The organism is Pseudomonas sp. PA1(2017) (assembly GCF_001945375.1).
Lineage (GTDB): Bacteria > Pseudomonadota > Gammaproteobacteria > Pseudomonadales > Pseudomonadaceae > Aquipseudomonas.
On the sequence record NZ_MSXU01000010.1, the window covers coordinates 38524 to 57710 of the forward strand.

The following is a 19187-nucleotide window of genomic DNA, read 5'->3' on the forward strand; positions in this document are numbered from 1 at the left end:
CTTCATCATCCCTTGTTCGAGGGCGCGCCGTTGGCGGCGATCATCTGGTAGGTCGACAGCTTGCGGGCGATCTGCGAGACCTTGCGGGCATACTGCGGATCGGTGGCATAGCCGGCCTTCTGCAGCTCACGGGCGAACTGCTCGGGGTTGGCGGTGGAGCTCAACGCCTTTTCGTAGCGCCCGTTGCTTTGCAGGAAGCTCACGTAATCCTCGAAGCTGTGGGCGAAGGATTCATACGAGCGAAACGAGGCGGCTTCTTTCACCGGCTTGCCGTTCTGGTATTCGGTTGTCATCACCCGGGCAGAATCACCGCCCCAGGTGTTGTGGGTCTTGATGCCGAACAGGTTGTAGCTGCTGCTGCCATCACCCTGCTTGATGATCGACTTGCCCCAGCCGGTTTCCAGCGCTGCCTGAGCGACCAGGTAGGTCGGATCGACGCCCAACTTGGCCGCGGCCTTTTCGGCCATCGGCAGCATGGTTTCCATGAATTCCTTGGCCGATTTGAACGTCGTGCGGCCAGCGATTTCTTCGCTACCGTTGATGTTCAGGCGGCGTTCGGCCGGCGCGGCGTAGGCCTTGGCGGGCAACCAGTCGCCCTTTGCCAGGGGTTTGCCGACGGCATCGCCGGCTGGCGTATTGGCTACGGTAGTCGCCGTGGCCGACTCGGCGCCGGGCACGATGCCGGCCTCGATGCGCTGGGCCAGCTTGCCCGGCAACGACAGGCGACGCTGGTTGATCAGCGTCATGTCGTTGCGCTCGGGATCGACCGCGGCGGTGATCTTCTCGACACGCGCAGGCGCCCCATCGGCAGCCGCTTCGCTACGCGCCAGCGGCTTGCTCGGTGCAGCCGGCACGGGGGCGTCGACCTGGGCGAACGGATTGGGGCGTTCGCTGACGTTCTTCATCTTCGACATTTGCCGAGCCATCACGTCGGCCAGGCCGATACCGTTCTTGTTGCCGGCCATGGTCACCGACAGTTGCTGGTCGTACATGTCCTGGTAGGTTTTGGCCTCGTTGCTGTTCATGAAGTTGCCTTCACCGAACACTTCGTTGGCCGAACGCATGGTCTTGAGCATTTCATTGAGAAACAGCGACTCGAACTCCTTCGCGACCTTGCGAATGTTCTCTTCGTTGTCGCCGCCGACCTTGAACTGGTTGAGGCGATTGAGATCGGTGTAGGCGCCGCTGTCGACGGTGCTGGTGCCGGCGGCCGAGAGTCGAGTATCCATGTCGCGTGTCCTTTAAATCACGATCAGGTCAGCCTGCAGAGCGCCGGCTTGCTTGAGCGCCTCCAGGATGGCCATCAGGTCGGAAGGCGCAGCGCCCACCTGGTTCACCGCCCGCACGATCTCGTCGAGAGTGGTGCCCGGGCCGAACTTGAACATCGGTTTCTTTTCTTCGTCGGCGCCGACGCGCGAACGCGGCACCACGGCGGTTTCGCCACCGGACAGCGCACCCGGCTGGCTGACGATCGGGTCTTCGGTGATGGTCACCGTCAGGCTGCCGTGGGTCACCGCAGCAGGCTGCACGCGCACGTTCTGGCCGATGACGATGGTGCCGGTACGCGAGTTGATGATGACCTTGGCCACCGCCTGGCCGACATCCACTTCCAGGTTTTCCAGGATCGACAGGTAGTCGACGCGCTGGCTCGGGTCGAGCGGCGCGCTGACGCGAATCGAGCCACCATCCAGCGCCTGGGCGACGCCTGGGCCGAGCAGTTCGTTGATGTGATCGACGATGTTCTTGGCGGTGGTGAAATCCGGGCGATTGAGGTTCAGCGTCAGCGTGTTGCCCTGGTCGAAGCCGCTCGGCACCGGGCGCTCGACGGTGGCGCCGCCGGGAATACGACCGGCCGACGGAACGTTGACGGTGATGCGCGACCCATCGGCACCGCTGGCGTCGAAGCCGCCAACCACCAGGTTGCCCTGGGCGATGGCGTAGGTGTTGCCGTCGATCCCCTTTAGCGGGGTCATCAGCAGGCTGCCGCCGCGCAGGCTCTTGGCGTTACCGATCGAGGAAATGGTGATGTCGATGGTCTGGCCCGGCTTGGCGAACGGCGGCAGGTCGGCATGGATGGACACCGCCGCGACGTTCTTGAGCTGTACGTTGCCGCCTTCCGGCACCTTGATGCCGAACTGCGCCATCATGTTGTTGAAGGTCTGCACGGTGAACGGCGTCTGGGTAGTCTGGTCGCCGCTGCCATTGAGCCCCACGACTAGGCCGTAGCCGATCAACTGGTTGCTGCGCACGCCCTGAATGCTGGCCAGGTCCTTGAGCCGATCGGCCTGAGCGGTCGAGGCCAGCAGCAGCGCAGCAACGGTGATGAGCCATTTACGCATGATCATTGACCTCAGAACGGAAACAGCGGGCTGGCGAAAAACCGGTCCAGCCAGCCAGGCTGGCTGGCATCGGCAAAGGCACCGGTGCCGGAGTAGGTAATGCGCGCGTCGGCGATACGGGTCGAAGCCACGGAGTTGTCACGGGCCACGTCGTCGGAACGAACCAGGCCGGCGATACGCACCAGCTCGTCGCCGGTGTTGAGAGTCATCCACTTCTCGCCGCGCACCACCAGCAGGCCGTTGGGCAGCACTTCGGCGACGGTCACGGTGATCGAGCCGGTCAGGCTATTGCTCTGCCCAGCCTGGCCGGAACCATCGGTACTGCGCTGCGCGCCGTACTGAGCGCTGAGGCCGAGATCATCGGCCTGCAGCGGGTTCAGGCTGGAGTTGGGATTGTTGATCGACACCCCGCCGCCGAACAGCGAGGTCAGGCCGATATTGGCGTTGCTGTTCTTGGCGATCTTCGACGTGGCATTCTTGCTCGCCTGGGTGCGCTCGTTGAGGGTGATGGTGATCACATCGCCCACGCGAAAGGCCTTGCGATCACCATACAGATTGCTTTCGAACCCGGATTGAAAGATCGAGCCGTTGTTCTGCGCGGCCGGCAGTGGCGTGCGTGGCAGCACGGGTGCGTAGTAGGGATCGTTCGGCCGGGCGGCAGGCGCCACGCAGCCACTCAGCACTACGCTGCCGAGAATCGAGAACACACACACCAAGCGGTTCATAACCACTACCTCACAGCGTTCGGGCGTATCAGGGGGTGAGCGAATGCCTACCCCGGGGTCTTAAAGGTTCTGGGTGACGAAGGACAGCATCTGGTCAGCGGTGGAGATGACCTTGGAGTTCATCTCGTAGGCGCGCTGGGTGGTGATCATGTTGACCATCTCCTCGACCACGCTGACGTTGGAGTTTTCCAGCGTATTCTGCAGGGTCGTGCCCAGGCCGTTGAGGCCAGGCGTACCGACCTGCGGCGCACCGCTGGAAGCGGTTTCCAGAAACAGGTTGTTGCCGATCGCTTCCAGGCCCGCCGGGTTGATGAAGTCGGCGATCTGCAGGTTACCGACGATCTGCGGCTGCGGGTTACCGGTGGTGGTGACCGACGCGGTGCCGTCTTCGCCGACGGTGAAGGTGCGCACTTCCGGCGGCAGCACGATGGCCGGCTCCAGGGCGAAACCCTGGGAGGTGACCACCTGGCCGTTGGCGTTCAGGTGGAAGCTGCCATCACGGGTATAGGACACCGTGCCATCGGGCATCAGCACCTGGAAGAAGCCGCGGCCGTTGACGGCCATGTCCATCGGCTGCTCGGTGGTCTGCAGGCTGCCGGCGGTGAAGATTTTCTGGGTGCCATTGATGCGCACACCGGTACCGAGCTGCAGGCCGGAGGGCAACTGGCTGTCCTGGCTGGACTGACCGCCGGGCTGGCGACGGATCTGGTACAGCAGGTCCTCGAACTCGGCGCGGTCACGCTTGAAGCCGGTGGTGGACACGTTGGCCAGGTTGTTGGAAATGGTCGTCAGGTTCATGTCCTGAGCGGACAAGCCGGTCTTGGCGACCCACAGTGACGGAAGCATAGCGTTCTCCTCGGGCGCCGGATTCGTGGCGCCGCGTGTTGGTTATCAGCTCATCTGCAAGACGCGCGCCATGGCAGTGTCATTATCTTCTGCAGTGCGCATCATCTTGACGGACAGCTCGAACTGCCGGGACAACGCCAGGATCGAGGTCATCTCCTCGACTGCATTGACGTTGCTGGATTCGAGAAAGCCCGAGGTGATCTGCACCGTGGCGTCGGCCTCCGGCGGCTGAGGGCCGTTGAAGCGGATCATGCCGTCCGTGCCCTTCTGCATCTGTTTTTGATCAGGGTTGACCAAGCGCAGCCGGTCGACTTCAGCGAGCACCCGGGGCGCCTCGCCGAGCGCGCGAATGCTGATGGTGCCGTCCTGGCCAATCTCGATTTTCTGCTCCGGCGGCACGGCAATGGGACCGGCATTGCCCATCACCGGCATACCGTTGCCGGTACGCAACATGCCTTGGGCATCCACGTTGAGGCTTGCGGTGCGAACGTAAGCCTCGGTGCCGTCGGGGGCCTGCACGGCCAGCCAGCCCTTACCGCCGATGGCGACGTCCAGATCGCGCCCGGTTTCCTGCAGCGTGCCGGGGGTGAAGTCGGTACCCGGCCGTTCGCTCATGGCGAATACACGAGAAGGCTGGCTCTCGCCGAAAATCGGCATCGAACGCGCCTGCTCGAAATCACGACGAAAACCGGTGGTGGAGATGTTCGCCAGATTGTTGGCGTGGGCACGCTGGGCCAACGTGTTGTTGTGGGCACCAGTCATGGAGACGTACAGCATTTTGTCCATGTTTTCCTCCGAGGTGGGCAACGCGCCCGCGACTCTGACAAAACCTCAATAGCAATACACGTGCCACATTTCAAAAACAATATTAAGCCTATGAATATAAAGGAATTTAATAAAACAAAAAGGCTCCCGAGGGAGCCTGTAATTTGTCGCTCGGCGAGCCGTTGCCGGTTTCGGCAACGGCTCCCTGACGCTTAACGCAGGTTGATGATGGTCTGCGTGATCGCACTCTCGGTTTCGATGGTCTTGGCGTTGGCCTGGTAGTTACGCTGCGCCACGATCAGGTTGACCAGTTGATCGGACAGTTCGACGTTGGAGTCTTCCAAAGCACCGGCCTGAAGCGTGCCCAGCGTGCCGCTTTTCGGCGTGCCGATCACCGGCTCCCCCGATTCGGAAGACTGCACCCATGCGGTTTTGCCAACCGGCGTCAGCCCCTGCATATTGGCGAAGTTAGCCAGAACCAGCTGACCTTGAACCTTGGTTTGACCGTTTGTATAGCGCGCAAACAACACACCAGTCTCGTCAATTTCCAGCCCGGCCAGCTCGCCCGTGCTGTAACCGTCCTGCACGACCTTGGCGACCGAGAAAGTGCTGTTGAACTGCGTAGAGCCGCGAAAATCGAACTTGATCGCAGCACTGGCCGCAGACCCATTGGGCGCCCAGGTCGTACCTTCGGCATTGGTCGGCGCAGCAGGCACCCAGCCATTCATGTTGATGGAACCATCGGGTGCGACCGTCAGCCCGGCGCTCAAATTAGCCGGATCAATGGCCTGCATTTTACCGGACGCATCGAACGTCACGCCGGCCGACAGCGCCTGAGTGCTGGTCGGATCAAGCGGATTACGGCCGTCGACCAGAATCTTCACATCCCAGCTGTTCGCACCCGTCTTCACGAAATACTGGGTGAAGGAGTGCGCGTTACCCTGGGCGTCGAAGATATTGACCGACGTGGAGCGGTTGTAACTGGTCGGGTCTGCCGGATTGAACGAGGCATTGGCCGCAGTCGTACCTGCCGTCGCACCCGCCGCATTCGCCGCCGCGAGCTCCGCCGGAGTGGCCGCCGCAGTAGCGGCCGCGATTTCAGCAGGAGTCGGATTGGGATTACCCGGCAAAAGCACGCCATTGAAGGCTGTCTGATAGGCCGTGTCGTAAGCACTCTGACGCAAAACGGGTACGGACTCAGTGGAGTTCAGGTTGAACGGCTGGGTGATGGTACTCGTCGAGCGCGGCGCCTGGCTGGCCGTTTCCACTCTCAGATTGCCGATGATGCCATTCTGCAGGTTGCCATTGGCGTCCACACCATAGCCCTGCAGGTTATGCCCGAAGTTGTTTACGATGAAACCTTCACGGTCGGTGCCGAAGTAGCCGGCACGGGTATAGCTGATATCGCCATTGTTGCTGGTACGGAAAAAACCGCTGCCATTGATGGCCAGATCCAGCGAGTTCTTCGTGTAGTTGATGTTGCCCTGGCTGAACAACTGAGACACGTCACTGAGCAGCACGCCGCTGCCGATCGGATTGGAGCCGCTGCTGAGCATGGACGAGGCATACAGGTCGGCAAACTCGGCGCGTGACTGCTTGAAGCCAGCGGTGCCGGCGTTGGCGATGTTGTTACCCGTTACGTTGAGGTCACTGGTCGCAGCACGCAGGCCACTAAGACCGATATTGAACGACATGAAAATTCTCCTTGCCGAAAACCCGGCATTTACAGCCTGTTAATTACTGACCAATGACCTGCACCTGGGACAACGGCACGTTGCCGATTCCTGCCAGGTTAAGCATCAATTCGTTGCCACCCAGGGTTACGCTGTCGACGTTGGCCGGCAACAGCGTGTAAAGCCCTTTGGTTTCGTTGCCGTACGTGGCCTGCGCCTCGAACCTGTAGGTACCTGGCTTCATGACGTTGCCGCTCGAGTCCTTGCCGTCCCAGATGAAGCTGACGTTGCCGGCCTGCTGCTCACCCAGGTTGATACGACTGACCACCGCGCCGGCGCTGTCGTAGACGTTGACGTACACGTTACTGCTGCTGGTCGGCAGCACGGCGCTGGCCTTGAAGCTCTCGCTGGTATCGACGACCGCCTTGTCGACCGGCACGATCACCTTGCGCCCGACCAACGAGGAAGCCTGGAGCGCCTGCGAAGACTGATAGCCGGACAGGATGGTCTCCATGCTCGAATTGAGCTTCTCGACCCCCTCAACGGTACTGAACTGCGCCAGCTGCGCGATGAACTCGCCATTGCCCTGGGGCTCCAGCGGGTTCTGGTTGTTCAGCTGGGCCACTAGCAGGTTGAGAAACTGATCCTTGCCCAGTTCCTTGTTCTGCGTGCTGTCCTGCTTGACCTGATACTTGTCCAGTACCGAACTGGAGCTGACGCCATCAACAGTGCTCATCTCTCACTCCCCGCTCACTGACCCAGAGTCAGCACGCGCTGCATCATCTGCTTGGCGGTGTTCATCATTTCCACGTTGGTCTGGAAGGCGCGGCTGGCAGAAATCATGTCCGCCATCTCCTCGACCACGTTGACGTTTGGGTAATACACGTAACCCGCCTCATCCGCCGCCGGATGATTGGGCTCGTAGCGCGGCATCAGGCTGCTCTGGTCCTCCACGATACCGAGCACCTGAACGCCGGCACCGGGTTGATCCTGATCGGCGAACAGCGAGCCGTGGGTGCCGCCCTGGGCATTCTGGAAAACGGTGGCGAACACCGGATGGCGTGCGCGATAGGTCTGGTCGATGCTCGACGAAACCGTTTCGGCGTTGGCAATGTTGCTGGAGATGGTATTGAGCCGAGTGCTCTGGGCGCTCATACCGGTTCCGGCGATATTGAAAACACTGGTGAGGGACATATCAGGCTCCTTTATTCACCACGCAGGGCGCTGACGAGCCCTTTGAATTTACTGTTGAGCAGCGTGAAGCTGGTCTGGAAAGCGACCGCGTTATCGGCGTAATTGGCCTGTTCCACCTGGGCATCGACGGTGTTCTGGTCGATGGAGGGCGCAGTAGGGGTGCGGTAAGCCAGCGCCGCATCACCCATTGGCACGCCTTCTGCTGCTATATGGCGGCTATTGGTGGTTTTAAGCCCCGAGTTGCCGCTACCGCCGCTCTTGGCGGCCTGCTGCGCCAGCACGGAGGCGAAATCCAGATCACGTGCCTTGTAGCCTGGGGTGTCGGCGTTGGCCATGTTGTTGGCCAACACCTCGGCACGCTGGGCACGAAAGCCCAGGGCCTTTTCATGAATGCCAAGTGCGCTGTCGAAACTGATGCTCATTTCAGGAACCTTTGCCGTAGCGGCTCGCCTGTTTACGTGCAGAGACCATAGCAAGGCATGTGCCAACTAAATTTTTTACTTATAAATCAGCAGGATCACCGAAAAGCAGCGGGCTTTCGCAGCAATAGCGGCAAAGCTTTTCCGCCGTTTGGCAAGGCAGGGGCGGCAATATCAACGGCGACTTGCCGCTTTTCTGACGCGACGGCGACAAAGCACCGTCGGATGAGCTGGAGCTGAAAAGAAAGCGGGATGCCCAGGCCTCCCGCTTTTCTCGATGGCGCAAGAATCACTTGGCCTTGTAGATGATGCCTGGGCTGCATTGCACCATCTGATACTTCTCGGGCAAGCCGTTGAGTGCTTCGGAGGCGCCGAGAAACAGATAGCCACCCGGCTTGAGCATGGCGTGAATGCGCGTGAGGATGTCCTTCTTCACTTCAGCCGAAAAATAGATCAGCACGTTGCGGCAAAACACGATATCGAACTTGCCGAGGCTGGCGTAGCTGTCGAGCAGATTGAGCGGGCGGAACTCCACGCGGCTCTTGATGGCCGGCTTCACCACCCAGCGCCCCGGCCCCTTGGGGTCGAAATAGCGCTGCAGACGCTCCTGGGCTAGGCCGCGGCCCATGGCCAGGCTGTCGTACTCGCCGGACTTGCAGTTGTTCAGCATGGTGGGCGACAGGTCGGTAGCCACGATCTGGATCCCGGCCTTGAGCTGACCGATGTTGCTACGCTCGAACTCATCGATGCTCATCGACAGCGAGTAAGGTTCCTGGCCCGAGGAGCAGGCGGCCGACCAGATACGCAGGCGCTGCCCTGGGTAGGCCTTGATCAGCTCGGGCAAGACGCGATTCTTGAGCACTTCGAACGGATAGGTGTCGCGAAACCAGAGGGTTTCGTTGGTGGTCATCGCATCGACCACCTGCTCGCGCAAACCACTGCGCGGCTGGTTCTGCATGCGCTGCACCAGCTCACCCAGGGTCTTGATGCCGTTGATTTCCATCAGCTTGTTCAACCGGCTGGAAACCAGGTATTGCTTGTTGCTGCCCAGCACGATGCCACAGGCTTTTTCCAGAAAGATCCGGAATTGCTCGAAATCCAAATTACCTGAAGACACTCGTGAGGCCTCGTCCATCTATTGAATCGGAAGCGGCGAACGCGGGTGAAGCGTTCGCCGGTTTGGCTGCCATTACCGAGCAACCCTGGTAACGCTGACGATCAGCCGGCCTTGATGCGATCCACCACCCGGGAAGCCAGATCATCCGGGCGGAACTTCGCCAGGAAGTCGTTGGCGCCCACCTTCTTCACCATGGCCTGGTTGAACACGCCGGACAGCGAAGTATGCAGCAGAATGTGCAGCTTCTGCATGCGCGGATCGGAACGGATCGCGGCGGTCAGGGTATAGCCGTCCATCTCCGGCATCTCGATGTCGGAGATGATCATCAACAACTCCTGCTCCGGCGACTTGCCCTCGGCAACCATGGCCTGCAGGTAATCAAGGGCCTGACGGCCATCGTTCAATGCCGTGACTTCCACGCCGACAGTCTGCAGGCAACGCATCACCTGCTTACGAGCCACAGAAGAATCGTCGACGATCAGCACATGCTGGCTGACGGCCTTGGTCTGCACCTCGACATCGATCACCCCAGCCGAGATCACCTCGGAAGTAGGCGCCACTTCGGCGAGAATCTTCTCTACATCGATGATCTCGACCAGTTTGTCATCCAGCCGCGTGACGGCCGTCAGGTAGTGATCGCGCCCGGTGCCCTTGGGTGGTGGGTGGATTTCTTCCCAGTTCATGTTGACGATGCGCTCGACCGAGCGCACCAGAAAACCCTGAACCTTGGTGTTGTACTCGGTGATGATGACGAAGCTGCCGTTGATGTCACCCAGCGGGCGCTTGCCGGTGGCAATCGACAGATCCAGAATCGGAATAGTGCCGCCACGGATGTTGGCCACGCCGCGAACCACCGGGCTCGACTTGGGCATGATGGTGAGTTTCGGGCACTGCAACACCTCCTTCACCTTGAAGACGTTGATCCCGTACAGCTGAGAGCCGTCGAGACGAAACAGCAGCAGTTCCAGGCGATTTTGCCCAACCAGCTGAGTTCGCTGGTTGACCGAATCCATCACACCGGCCATGTACGGGCTCCCAAGATTCCAGTAACACATCAGATTTGGTTAGCGTAGCAGGCGGCACGCGCCTTGCTTCGAACCAGACATGAATGCACGAATGACAATTATCCGACGCGCGATGGCCAAGAGCCTTCGTTGCCTGGCAGTTTTACCTGCTTTGATGGCGCTCGGCTATAGCACGCTGACAACTGCCTCCGTCACCCTGCCCGATCAGCTTATCGGCGAGACCCAGCTCTTTCTTGAGCAGGCAGTTGCAGACTATTTGCAGCGCAGCAATATTCAGGGGCGCCACGAGGTGCAGATCAACCGGCTCGACCCGCGCCTGCGCCTGCCCTTGTGCGACCAGCCGTTGACGGTCACCCTGGAAACGCCAGCCGAACCGGTCGGCCGGGTGACCATGCGAGTACGCTGTGACGGCACATCACCCTGGACGGTATTCGTCCCTGGGCAGGTTCGCCTCTACCGCGAAGTGGTGACCGTGGTACGCCCGATCAAACGTGAAGGCGTGCTCGGTGAAGGTGACCTGATGCTTGCCGAGCGCGACGTCGGCTTACTCAACCAGGGCTACATGATCGACCTGGAACAGGCGATCGGTCGCAAGAGCACCCGCCCGCTGCTACCCGATCAGGTGCTGTCGCCTACTTTCATCCGCCAGGCGGAAGTCATCCGCCGCGGCGATCAGGTGGTGATCAGCGCCCGCAGCGGCGGCATCAATGTGCGCATGCCCGGTGAAGCGCTTTCCGATGGCGCCGTGGGCAAGCAAATCAGCGTACGTAATCAGAGTTCGCAACGCGTGGTGCGCGCGCGAGTGACCGGCCCTGGGCAGGTTGAAGTATCGATGTGAGAATGCGTCCGGCCAACGGACTGGCTGACGGGCGAACGAGGCTGTTTTAGACTGTGCGAGCGACGCGACTTTTTTTGCCTAAAGTTTTTCCGGGCACAGCCGACACACTAGGCAAGCGTCCACACACCGTTAGAGGTTTTGCATCATGGTCATCGACTTCAACCGACTCAACAGCTCCACGCCAGCCAGCACCAATCGTGCGGGCAGCACCCAGGGCGGCAAGAACGAAGCCATCGACAACAAGGCTGCCGGCAGCACCGCTACGGCCCAGCCAGCGGCAACAGATAGCAAGAGCGGCGAGTCCGTTCAGCTGAGCAGCGAAGCGCAACAGCTGCAAAAAACCGTCGACAAGCTGCGCGATCAGCCTGCCGTCGATAGCGATCGAGTGGCCAAGCTGAAACAGGCTGTTGCCGACGGCAGTTACCAGGTCGACAGCCAGCGCGTTGCCAGCAAGCTGCTCAATTTCGAATCCCAGCGCTAGTCTTCCGGCTCGCACTGGGGTGTTGGACGCCCGGAAACCGACTTGATGCCAGTCCGCTGCTACAGCAGACGTGCGCCTAGCGGTTCCACTCCAGAGAGCCTGAACCATGAACATCACGCCCCTGCTCGACCTGTTCAACGAGGATATCGGCCACGCAGCGCAACTGCTTGAGCTGATCGAAGCCGAATATGAAGCCCTCGGCGAACATGACCTCAGCAAACTGCAGGAAATCCTGGCGAGCAAACAGCCGCTTCTGGCCACGCTCGACCAACACGGCAAGAGTCGCACGCAAGCGTTGGTAAACCTGCAGCTGAGTCCTGACCGCTCGGGCTTGAAAGCGCTTGCCGAACGCTCGGACAAGGGCGACGAACTCATTCAGGCCAGCGAACGGCTGAGCGAATTGCTCGAACGCTGCCAGGAAGCCAACCTGCGCAATGGCCGAATCATCCGCACGAGCCAGCAATCCACCGCCAGCATGCTCGGCATCCTGCGCGGCAGCGAAACACCTTCGCTCTATGACAGCAGCGGCGGTACCGCTAAAATCGGCAACAAGCGCCCGCTCAGCCAGGCCTGACATAACGACAAGATGCGCGGTGAAGCCTCTTCGCCTCACCCGACGCAGCAGTACCTTGCCCCGGAGATCACTGGACCGTGTCCAACCCCTTCGCTCAGGACTGTGGCCCGCAACCTCCCAAGGTGCTCAAGGCGCCCGTGGAGATCATTGCCAACCTACGTCTGCTGCAACAACACCATGATCCGCTGACCCTGACTTTTCTGGAGCGCAACCAGCGCTTCCAGAGCTATGTGATCGAGATCGACCGAGAGCGCAACCTGCTGATTCTCGACGAAATGATCCCTAGCGACGGCGAACGGTACCTGCAAAATGGTGAAGCCTTCAGTGTCGAGTCGTTGCATGACGGCGTACGCATCGCCTGGGAGTGCCCAACGGGCATGCGCACTGGTGAATACCAGGGCGAACGCTGCTATGTCGGCGTCATCCCCGCCGAGGTGCTCTACCACCAGCGGCGCAATGCCTTTCGCGCTGCACTGAAGCAGTCGGAACAGGTCAAGGTACAGCTAGGCGGAACGCGACTGCGCAATCCTCTCGACGGCTTGATGCTGGACATCTCGGCATCAGGCTGCAAGATCCGCCTCGCCGGCGACGTCGGCAAGCAGCTGCAACCCGGGCAAGTCTATGAAGGATTCTGCGCCCAACTGCCGGTCGGCAAGCTGGAAGCGGCCGTCGAACTGCGGCATACCCGCTACGACGACAAGCTGGACGTTACTTTCGCTGGCCTGCATTTCGACAACCTCAGCGGCCTCCAGCAGCGCCTGATTGAGCGCTTCGTCTACCAGTTGCAGCGCGAGGCGCGCCGCTTCGATAGCGACACTTTTCTATAGCATTAGCGCGTCACGCCGGTGGCGTGGAGGCCGACGGTTGCGAGCTCTCAGTCTGGCTTTCAGTGTTGTCCGACTCGCTCACTACAGGCTCCTGCATCTGTTCCTGCACCACCTGCTCATCGACACGCGGGTCAAGCGCCGCCACCAGTGGTGAAGCGGTCATGTTCACCGGCATGGCCACGTGATGCAGCGGTGCGTCGTCGACCTGGTGCAGGTGGGTGACGATGTTCGAACGAACGCGCCAGACCAGGAACAGCCCGCACAGGCAGAAGAACGCGTACAGCATGTTGGCCCCGAAGAAACGCATCAGTACGCCGACCAGCAGTGGACCGATACAGGCACCCACCCCGAACGTGACCAACAGCATGGCGGTAAGCGACACCCGCCGATCAGTCTCCACGTGGTCGTTGGCGAATGCCACGGCCAGTGGATACAGGCTGAATTGCAACATGCTGACGATGAAGCCGACCGAGATCAGCAGCAACAGGGGCGCTTCGGAGAGCACGGCCAGGGGTGAAGCCACCAGCAGCAGTGCAGCCGACATGCCGCGGATCAACTTGACCCGGTCGAAGCGGTCCGAGAGCCAGCCCAGCGGCGCTTGCACGACCAGGCCAGCGAGAATGCAACAGCCCATGAAGATACCGATCTGTTCGGTGGCCAGCCCCATTTCTGCCGCATACAGCGGCGCCAGACCGTAAAAGGAACCGATCATCAGGCCTGCGACGCCGATGGTGGTCAGTGACAACGGCACGCGGCGAAAGAAGAAGCGCATTTCCAATGGTGCAGGTCGCAGGGGCGCCGGGTGCAGACGACGGGTCAGCGCCACTGGCACAAGGCACAAGGCGAATGACAGGGCCACCAGCATCAACAGCTCCAGCCCCAGTGTCGGATGCACCACCAGCACCAGTTGGCCGAGTACCAGGCCTAGATAGGAAGCCGCCATATAGCCGGCGAACACCAGGCCACGCTGCTTGGTCTCCGCCTGCTCGTTGAGCCAGCTCTCGATCACCATGTACTGACACATCATCCCCAGGCCGACCAACACGCGCAGCACCAGCCACGCCGGCAACCAGTCGAGCAGGCCGTGGCCCAACACCGCCGCGGTCACGACACCGGCACAGGCCACGTAAGCTCGAATGTGCCCCACGCGGGCGATCAGCCGATGGCCGATCTTGCCGCCCAGCACTAGGCCGAAATAATTGGCCGCCATCAACGCACCGGCCCATACGCCCTCACCGGACTCAGCCAGGCGCAACGCCAAGTAGGTGCTCAGCAAGCCGGAACCCAGCAGCATCAGGACGGTGGCGATATAAAGGGAACTGAAGGACTTCCAGATCAAGCGCATTGGGCTGCAACGACTCCTTGTACCGGCTCCGAGAGCAGGCCTATGTTCGACGGGCGACCAGGCAAGTCACCTTTCATCCAAGGCTACTGGGCTGCCGCTGTGCCATATGGATGGTGCGCGTCGGGCACAGTTCACTGATTCCAGCGACCCTGCAAACAAATGCAAAAATGCTCATTCGCCAGCGTTGCTTTCCAGCATCGCCAGCCGCGCTTCCAACGCACTTATACGGGCTTCGAGGGCTTCCAGGCGCTGCGTGGAATCACCCGTCGACGGTTCAGTGCGCTGCGCCCGCTCTTGGAGCTGGGCCTGAGTTTGCTCGGGGTCACCGAGTAGCTGCGCGTAACGATCCTCGCGCTGCCCCGCCTGGCGGCCGACCTGAGCCACGAGCTGCCGGCCGATCATTCGCTCGAGATGGTGCTGCACCTGTTGAGCGTCGTCGAACTCGTACTGGCGACCGCTTCGCGCCAGCAGTTCGCCGGTCGTCTGCGGCCCACGCAGCAACAGCAGGCCAAGCAAAGTCACCTGCGGGGCCACCAACTCGAGCGCCTTGTCGATTCGATGCTCCCAGCGATCGGCTCGGCTGCCCATTACCAGCTTCACGAAGCCCCGCTCTTCCAGGCTTCGCAGCCCCTGCCCTACTGCACCCTGGGTCAGGTTCATCAATGGGTCACGGCTGGTTTTCTGGTTGCAGGCGAGCACCAGCGCATTGAGCGTCAGCGGATAGGCCTCGGGCGTCGTGGCCTGCTTTTCGATCAGGCAACCCAGAATGCGCGTTTCAGCAGCGCTCAGCGGAGAAGTGTCGGGGGAATCTTCGGTCATGTCGCTCACCAAGCCTGGAGGTTGCCCCTAGCGTAGCCCGAGTGCAGTGAAGATGACATGCGTGAAAGAGATTTTGTCACCATGCAAGTCGCTGATTTTCAAGACACAAGAAATCAATACCAGCAGGAGGCGAGAAATGAGAACTATTTTTATTGACTAATAATCGAGAATGACTATTATCTACATCACCAGCCGCGAGGCTGGTTGGATAACCTGAAAGCTTCCTGGTCGGATGCTTCCAGTTTATCTCCTCATCAGGCTAATCACGGTTATTGACCCGGCTTTTTGCCGGGTCTTTTTTTGCCTGCCATTCCTGACGACACTCCCTTACGGGTGGTCGCAAGCGACGTCGGAATTGGCTCTCGGCGTTTTCTCTTTTTCAGGCTAACGCAAACCGTTGACACGACCGATGCCAGGATCGAGGCGTGCGGATCATGGCGTCCCCTGCTGGAATCGAACCAGCATCTAGCCCTTAGGAGGGGCTTATTCTATCCGTTGAACTAAGGAGACCCAATTGATCCGGCGCCCTTGGCAGGCTATTGAAAAACTAGCTGCGTTGCCATCGCGGCGTTAAAAACAGGCTCAAAATGCTCATGTACTACTTGTACACTCCGCTTTTTCGCATGTTTTTGCCTTGCGCTGTCTGCCTCGCCTACGTTTTTCAACGGCCTGTTTGGGCGCCGGGCGGCATGTTAACCAGCGCAAACGGATTTGTCATGTCGCCACGCTCGATCAGGCAGCCGGCTCGAATAGTTTCACGACCACTGCCTGGCCGGCCTTGAGCCTTTCCTGCAGTTGTCGCTCATGCATGCGAGCACGCTCTACCGCTTTTTCCTTGACATGCCCGTAGCCACGAATCTGCTCGGGAAGCTCGGCAATGGCCAGTGCTGTCTCGTAGTGACCCGTAACGAGCGACTCCAGCAACTGACCAACGCTGCGCTCGTAGTCTTCGATCAAGGCCTGTTCCAGTTTGCGCTCCTCACTGCGCGCGAACGGGTCCAGCCAGGTACCACGCAGTACGCGCAGTTTGGCCAGCAACTTGAAGGCATTGAGCATCCACGGACCGAAGCTGCGCTTGCGGGGCTCTCCGGTTACCGGATCGGTACGGCTGAGCCAGGACGGCGCCAAGTGGAACTGCAGACGGAAATCGCCCTGGAACTGAGCGTGCAGCGCTTCGCCGAACGCCGCGTCGCTGTATAGCCGTGCCACCTCGTACTCGTCCTTGTAGGCCAGCAGCTTGAAGTAATAGCGCGCCACGGCTTCGGTCAGGCGCTGTCCCGGCTCACTGTCGCGTGCGCGAACGCGGCCGACCAATTGGCGGTAGCGGTCGGCATAGCGGGCATTCTGATAGGCAGTCAGCCGTGCGACGCGGTCTTCGATGACTTCATCGAGCGTGCTGCAGCGCTTGCTGTCATCTCCCTGCGGGCGAACCAGACGCTCGATGGCGGCAGCATCGTAGGCGGCACGCCGCCCCCACAGGAAGGCCTGCTGGTTGAACTCGACCGCCACGTTATTCAACTCGATGGCCTTGTCGATGGCCTGTGCGCTGATCGGCACCAGCCCCTTTTGATAGGCATAACCGAGCATGAACAGGTTGGTGGCGATGCTGTCGCCGAGCAGGCGGGTCGCCAGATGCGTTGCATCGACGAACCAGGTTTTCTCGGCCCCTACCGCGTCGACCAGCGCCTGGCGCATCGCAGGCCCCGGCACCTGGGCGTCGGGATTACGGGTGAATTCCGCCGTAGCGGCTTCGTGGTCGTTGATGACCGCGTGAGAGACCTTCTCATTGAGCTTGGCCAGCGCGTCGTCGCCGGCCGCCACCACCAGGTCGCAACCGATCAGCAGGTCGGCTTCCCCCGCGGCGATCCGCACGGCGTAGATGTCGTCCTGCCGGGCGGCGATGCGCACATGGGTGTTCACCGGCCCGAACTTCTGCGCCAGGCCGGCCTGATCGAGCACCGTGCAGCCCTTGCTCTCCAGATGCGCCGCCATACCCAATAGAGCGCCCACGGTGGTCACCCCACTGCCGCCGACGCCGGGCAGAAGGATGTTCCAGGGCCTGTCAAGGGCGGGCTGGCGCGGCTCCGGCAAGGCCACGAACAGCGCCCCGGCACCGAGCGCCTGGGGCTGACGCAGCTGACCGCCGTGCACGGTGACGAAACTGGGGCAGAAGCCATCGAGGCAGCTGAAATCCTTGTTGCAGGCGTTCTGGTCGATTTCCCGCTTGCGCCCCAGTTCGGTTTCCAGCGGCAGCACCGACAGGCAGTTGGATTTCACGCTGCAGTCGCCACAGCCTTCGCACACCGCGGAGTTGATGAACGCCCGCCGCGCCGGATCGACCAGCTTGCCGCGCTTGCGGCGCCGACGTTTTTCGGTCGCACAGGTCTGATCGTAGATGATCACCGACACGCCCTTGAAGTCGCGTAACTCGCGCTGCACTGCGTCGAGTTCGCGGCGATGATGGAAACTGGTGATCGGCGCGAAGCTGGAGCGACTCGGGTACTTGTCCGGCTCGTCACTGACTACCGCGATGCGCTTGACCCCTTCGGCGAAGACCTGCTGGCTCAACTGGTCGACCCGCAACTCGCCATCCACGGGCTGGCCGCCGGTCATGGCCACCGCATCGTTGTAGAGAATCTTGTAGGTGATGTTCACGCCAGCGGCTACGGCAGCCCGCAGTGCCAGGTGCCCGGAATGGAAATAGGTCCCGTCGCCCAGATTCTGGAACACATGGGGCGTATCGGTGAACGGCGCCTGACCGATCCAGGTCACCCCTTCGCCGCCCATCTGGGTAAAGGTATCGGTGCTGCGGTTCATCCACTGAGTCATGTAGTGACAACCGATGCCGCCCATTGCGCGGCTACCCTCGGGCACCTTGGTCGAACTGTTATGCGGGCAGCCCGAGCAGAAATGCGGCGTGCGCACGGTGTTGTAACTGCGCGCCGCCAGGGCTTTTTCCTTGGCATCGAGAAAGCCGAGTCGCGCTTCGATGACTGCACTGTTGTAGATCGGCGCCAGACGCCGGGCAATCACGCGGGCGATCATCGCCGGGGTCAGCTCGCCCAGGTTGGGCAACAGCGACTGGCCATGCTCGTCGAACTCACCGACCACCCTGGGCCGTTTACCGACCGGCCAGTTGTAGAGCTGCCCGGTCAGTTGATCCTCGATGATGCTGCGTTTTTCCTCGACGACCAGAATCTCGTCCAGGCCTTCGGCAAAGCCATGCACGGAAACCGGCTCCAGCGGCCAGCTCATGCCGATTTTCAATACCCGCAGCCCGATCTGTGCGCATAGCGCTTCGTCCAGGCCCAGGTCATCCAGTGCCTGGCGTACGTCGAGATAGGATTTTCCGGTCGTAATGATCCCCAAGCGCGGATTGGGCGAATCGAGCATCACCTTGTTCAAGCCGTTGGCATGGGCGAACGCACGGGCCGCGTAAATCTTGTAGACGTTGAGGCGCTTCTCCTGGGCCAGGGGTGGATCGGGCCAGCGAATGTGCACGCCGTCCTCGGGCAAGGCGAAATCATCGGGGATCACGACCTTGATGCGCTGCGGATCGACATCCACCACCGCGGAAGAATCGACATTCTCGGCGATGGTCTTCAGCGCCACCCAGCAGCCGCTGTAACGCGACAGCTCCCAGCCGATGATGCCGTAGTCGAGGATTTCCTGAACGTTGGCCGGGTTGAGCACCGGCATGGAAGCGGCGATGAAGGCGTGCTCGCTCTGATGGGCGATGGTCGAGGACTTGCAGCCGTGGTCATCACCTGCCAGCACCAGCACACCGCCGTGTGGCGATACGCCGGCCGAGTTGCCGTGCTTGAACACGTCGCCGCTGCGATCAACACCGGGGCCCTTGCCGTACCACATGGCGAACACGCCATCGTAGCGCGCGCCTGGAAACAGGTTGGTCTGCTGGCTGCCCCACACCGCCGTAGCGCCGAGTTCCTCATTGACGCCGGGCTGGAAATGAATGGCGTTCTGCTGCAGAAATTCGCGAGCCTCCCAAAGGCTTTTGTCGAGGCCGCCCAGAGGCGATCCGCGGTAGCCTGAAATGAAGCATGCGGTGTTCAACCCGGCAGCGGCGTCGCGCTGCTTTTGCAGCATGGGCAGGCGGGTCAGCGCCTGGGTGCCGGTGAGGTACAAATGGCCCGTCGCGAGACGGTATTTGTCGTCCAGACGAATTTCGGCCAGAGACAT

General features: G+C 61.0%; 18 protein-coding genes and 1 tRNA gene. 4 read left to right on the forward strand and 15 right to left on the reverse strand.

The genetic code is table 11. The features are described 5' to 3' along the window. Window positions 1-5: 5 nt before the first annotated feature. The 11 genes from flgJ to BVH01_RS14765 all read right to left on the reverse strand — a co-directional run bounded on the left by flgJ (window position 6) and on the right by BVH01_RS14765 (window position 10103). A complete protein-coding gene (gene flgJ, locus BVH01_RS14715) occupies window positions 6-1229 on the reverse strand; it encodes a flagellar assembly peptidoglycan hydrolase FlgJ (RefSeq protein ID WP_075931077.1) in 1224 nt (407 codons plus the stop codon). A gap of 12 nt (window positions 1230-1241) precedes the next feature. Next, window positions 1242-2339: a flagellar basal body P-ring protein FlgI gene (locus BVH01_RS14720; protein ID WP_075931374.1), complete on the reverse strand. Its 1098-nt coding sequence runs from the start codon at window positions 2337-2339 to the stop codon at window positions 1242-1244. 11 nt (window positions 2340-2350) lie between these two features. Next, on the reverse strand, window positions 2351-3064 hold the full coding sequence (flgH, locus tag BVH01_RS14725; protein WP_075931078.1) for a flagellar basal body L-ring protein FlgH: 714 nt from the start codon (window positions 3062-3064) through the stop codon (window positions 2351-2353). 60 nt (window positions 3065-3124) lie between these two features. Beyond that, window positions 3125-3910, reverse strand: a complete 786-nt coding sequence (gene flgG, locus BVH01_RS14730; protein ID WP_027906148.1) for a flagellar basal-body rod protein FlgG — start codon at window positions 3908-3910, stop codon at window positions 3125-3127. 45 nt (window positions 3911-3955) lie between these two features. Beyond that, window positions 3956-4696 carry a flagellar basal body rod protein FlgF gene (locus BVH01_RS14735; protein WP_075931079.1) on the reverse strand — a complete coding sequence of 247 codons (741 nt, stop codon included), beginning with the start codon at window positions 4694-4696 and terminating at the stop codon, window positions 3956-3958. Window positions 4697-4887: 191 nt separating this feature from the next. Then, window positions 4888-6369 (reverse strand): flagellar hook protein FlgE, encoded by a 1482-nt coding sequence (locus tag BVH01_RS14740; protein WP_075931080.1) that lies wholly within the window; start codon window positions 6367-6369, stop codon window positions 4888-4890. Window positions 6370-6412: 43 nt separating this feature from the next. Continuing rightward, window positions 6413-7084: a flagellar hook assembly protein FlgD gene (gene flgD / locus BVH01_RS14745; protein WP_075931081.1), complete on the reverse strand. Its 672-nt coding sequence runs from the start codon at window positions 7082-7084 to the stop codon at window positions 6413-6415. 14 nt (window positions 7085-7098) lie between these two features. Further along, the gene (gene flgC / locus BVH01_RS14750; protein ID WP_075931082.1) at window positions 7099-7542 is read right to left on the reverse strand and encodes a flagellar basal body rod protein FlgC; all 444 of its coding nucleotides are present in this window, start codon (window positions 7540-7542) and stop codon (window positions 7099-7101) included. An 11-nt stretch (window positions 7543-7553) separates the two neighbouring features. Then, window positions 7554-7964: a flagellar basal body rod protein FlgB gene (flgB, locus tag BVH01_RS14755; RefSeq protein WP_075931083.1), complete on the reverse strand. Its 411-nt coding sequence runs from the start codon at window positions 7962-7964 to the stop codon at window positions 7554-7556. Between the two features lie 286 nt (window positions 7965-8250). After that, window positions 8251-9078 carry a protein-glutamate O-methyltransferase CheR gene (gene cheR, locus BVH01_RS14760; RefSeq protein ID WP_075931084.1) on the reverse strand — a complete coding sequence of 276 codons (828 nt, stop codon included), beginning with the start codon at window positions 9076-9078 and terminating at the stop codon, window positions 8251-8253. 101 nt (window positions 9079-9179) lie between these two features. After that, window positions 9180-10103 carry a chemotaxis protein CheV gene (locus tag BVH01_RS14765; RefSeq protein ID WP_075931085.1) on the reverse strand — a complete coding sequence of 308 codons (924 nt, stop codon included), beginning with the start codon at window positions 10101-10103 and terminating at the stop codon, window positions 9180-9182. A gap of 79 nt (window positions 10104-10182) precedes the next feature. On the opposite strand from BVH01_RS14765, the gene flgA reads away from it, so the two are divergent. The 4 genes from flgA to BVH01_RS14785 all read left to right on the forward strand — a co-directional run bounded on the left by flgA (window position 10183) and on the right by BVH01_RS14785 (window position 12823). Then, a complete protein-coding gene (gene flgA, locus BVH01_RS14770) occupies window positions 10183-10941 on the forward strand; it encodes a flagellar basal body P-ring formation chaperone FlgA (RefSeq protein ID WP_075931086.1) in 759 nt (252 codons plus the stop codon). A gap of 145 nt (window positions 10942-11086) precedes the next feature. Then, window positions 11087-11422, forward strand: coding sequence for a flagellar biosynthesis anti-sigma factor FlgM (gene flgM / locus BVH01_RS14775; RefSeq protein ID WP_075931087.1), 336 nt, complete (start codon window positions 11087-11089; stop codon window positions 11420-11422). Window positions 11423-11528: 106 nt separating this feature from the next. Further along, a complete protein-coding gene (locus tag BVH01_RS14780; protein ID WP_075931088.1) occupies window positions 11529-11996 on the forward strand; it encodes a flagella synthesis protein FlgN in 468 nt (155 codons plus the stop codon). A 77-nt stretch (window positions 11997-12073) separates the two neighbouring features. After that, window positions 12074-12823 (forward strand): flagellar brake protein, encoded by a 750-nt coding sequence (locus BVH01_RS14785; RefSeq protein WP_075931089.1) that lies wholly within the window; start codon window positions 12074-12076, stop codon window positions 12821-12823. Window positions 12824-12833: 10 nt separating this feature from the next. On the opposite strand, the gene BVH01_RS14790 is transcribed toward BVH01_RS14785, so the two are convergent. The 4 genes from BVH01_RS14790 to BVH01_RS14805 all read right to left on the reverse strand — a co-directional run bounded on the left by BVH01_RS14790 (window position 12834) and on the right by BVH01_RS14805 (window position 19187). Beyond that, window positions 12834-14168: an MFS transporter gene (locus BVH01_RS14790; RefSeq protein ID WP_075931090.1), complete on the reverse strand. Its 1335-nt coding sequence runs from the start codon at window positions 14166-14168 to the stop codon at window positions 12834-12836. Window positions 14169-14339: 171 nt separating this feature from the next. Beyond that, window positions 14340-14996, reverse strand: a complete 657-nt coding sequence (locus tag BVH01_RS14795; protein WP_371915286.1) for a YceH family protein — start codon at window positions 14994-14996, stop codon at window positions 14340-14342. A gap of 426 nt (window positions 14997-15422) precedes the next feature. Beyond that, window positions 15423-15497: transfer RNA gene (locus tag BVH01_RS14800), tRNA-Arg, on the reverse strand. 222 nt (window positions 15498-15719) lie between these two features. Beyond that, window positions 15720-19187 (reverse strand): indolepyruvate ferredoxin oxidoreductase family protein, encoded by a 3468-nt coding sequence (locus BVH01_RS14805; RefSeq protein WP_075931092.1) that lies wholly within the window; start codon window positions 19185-19187, stop codon window positions 15720-15722.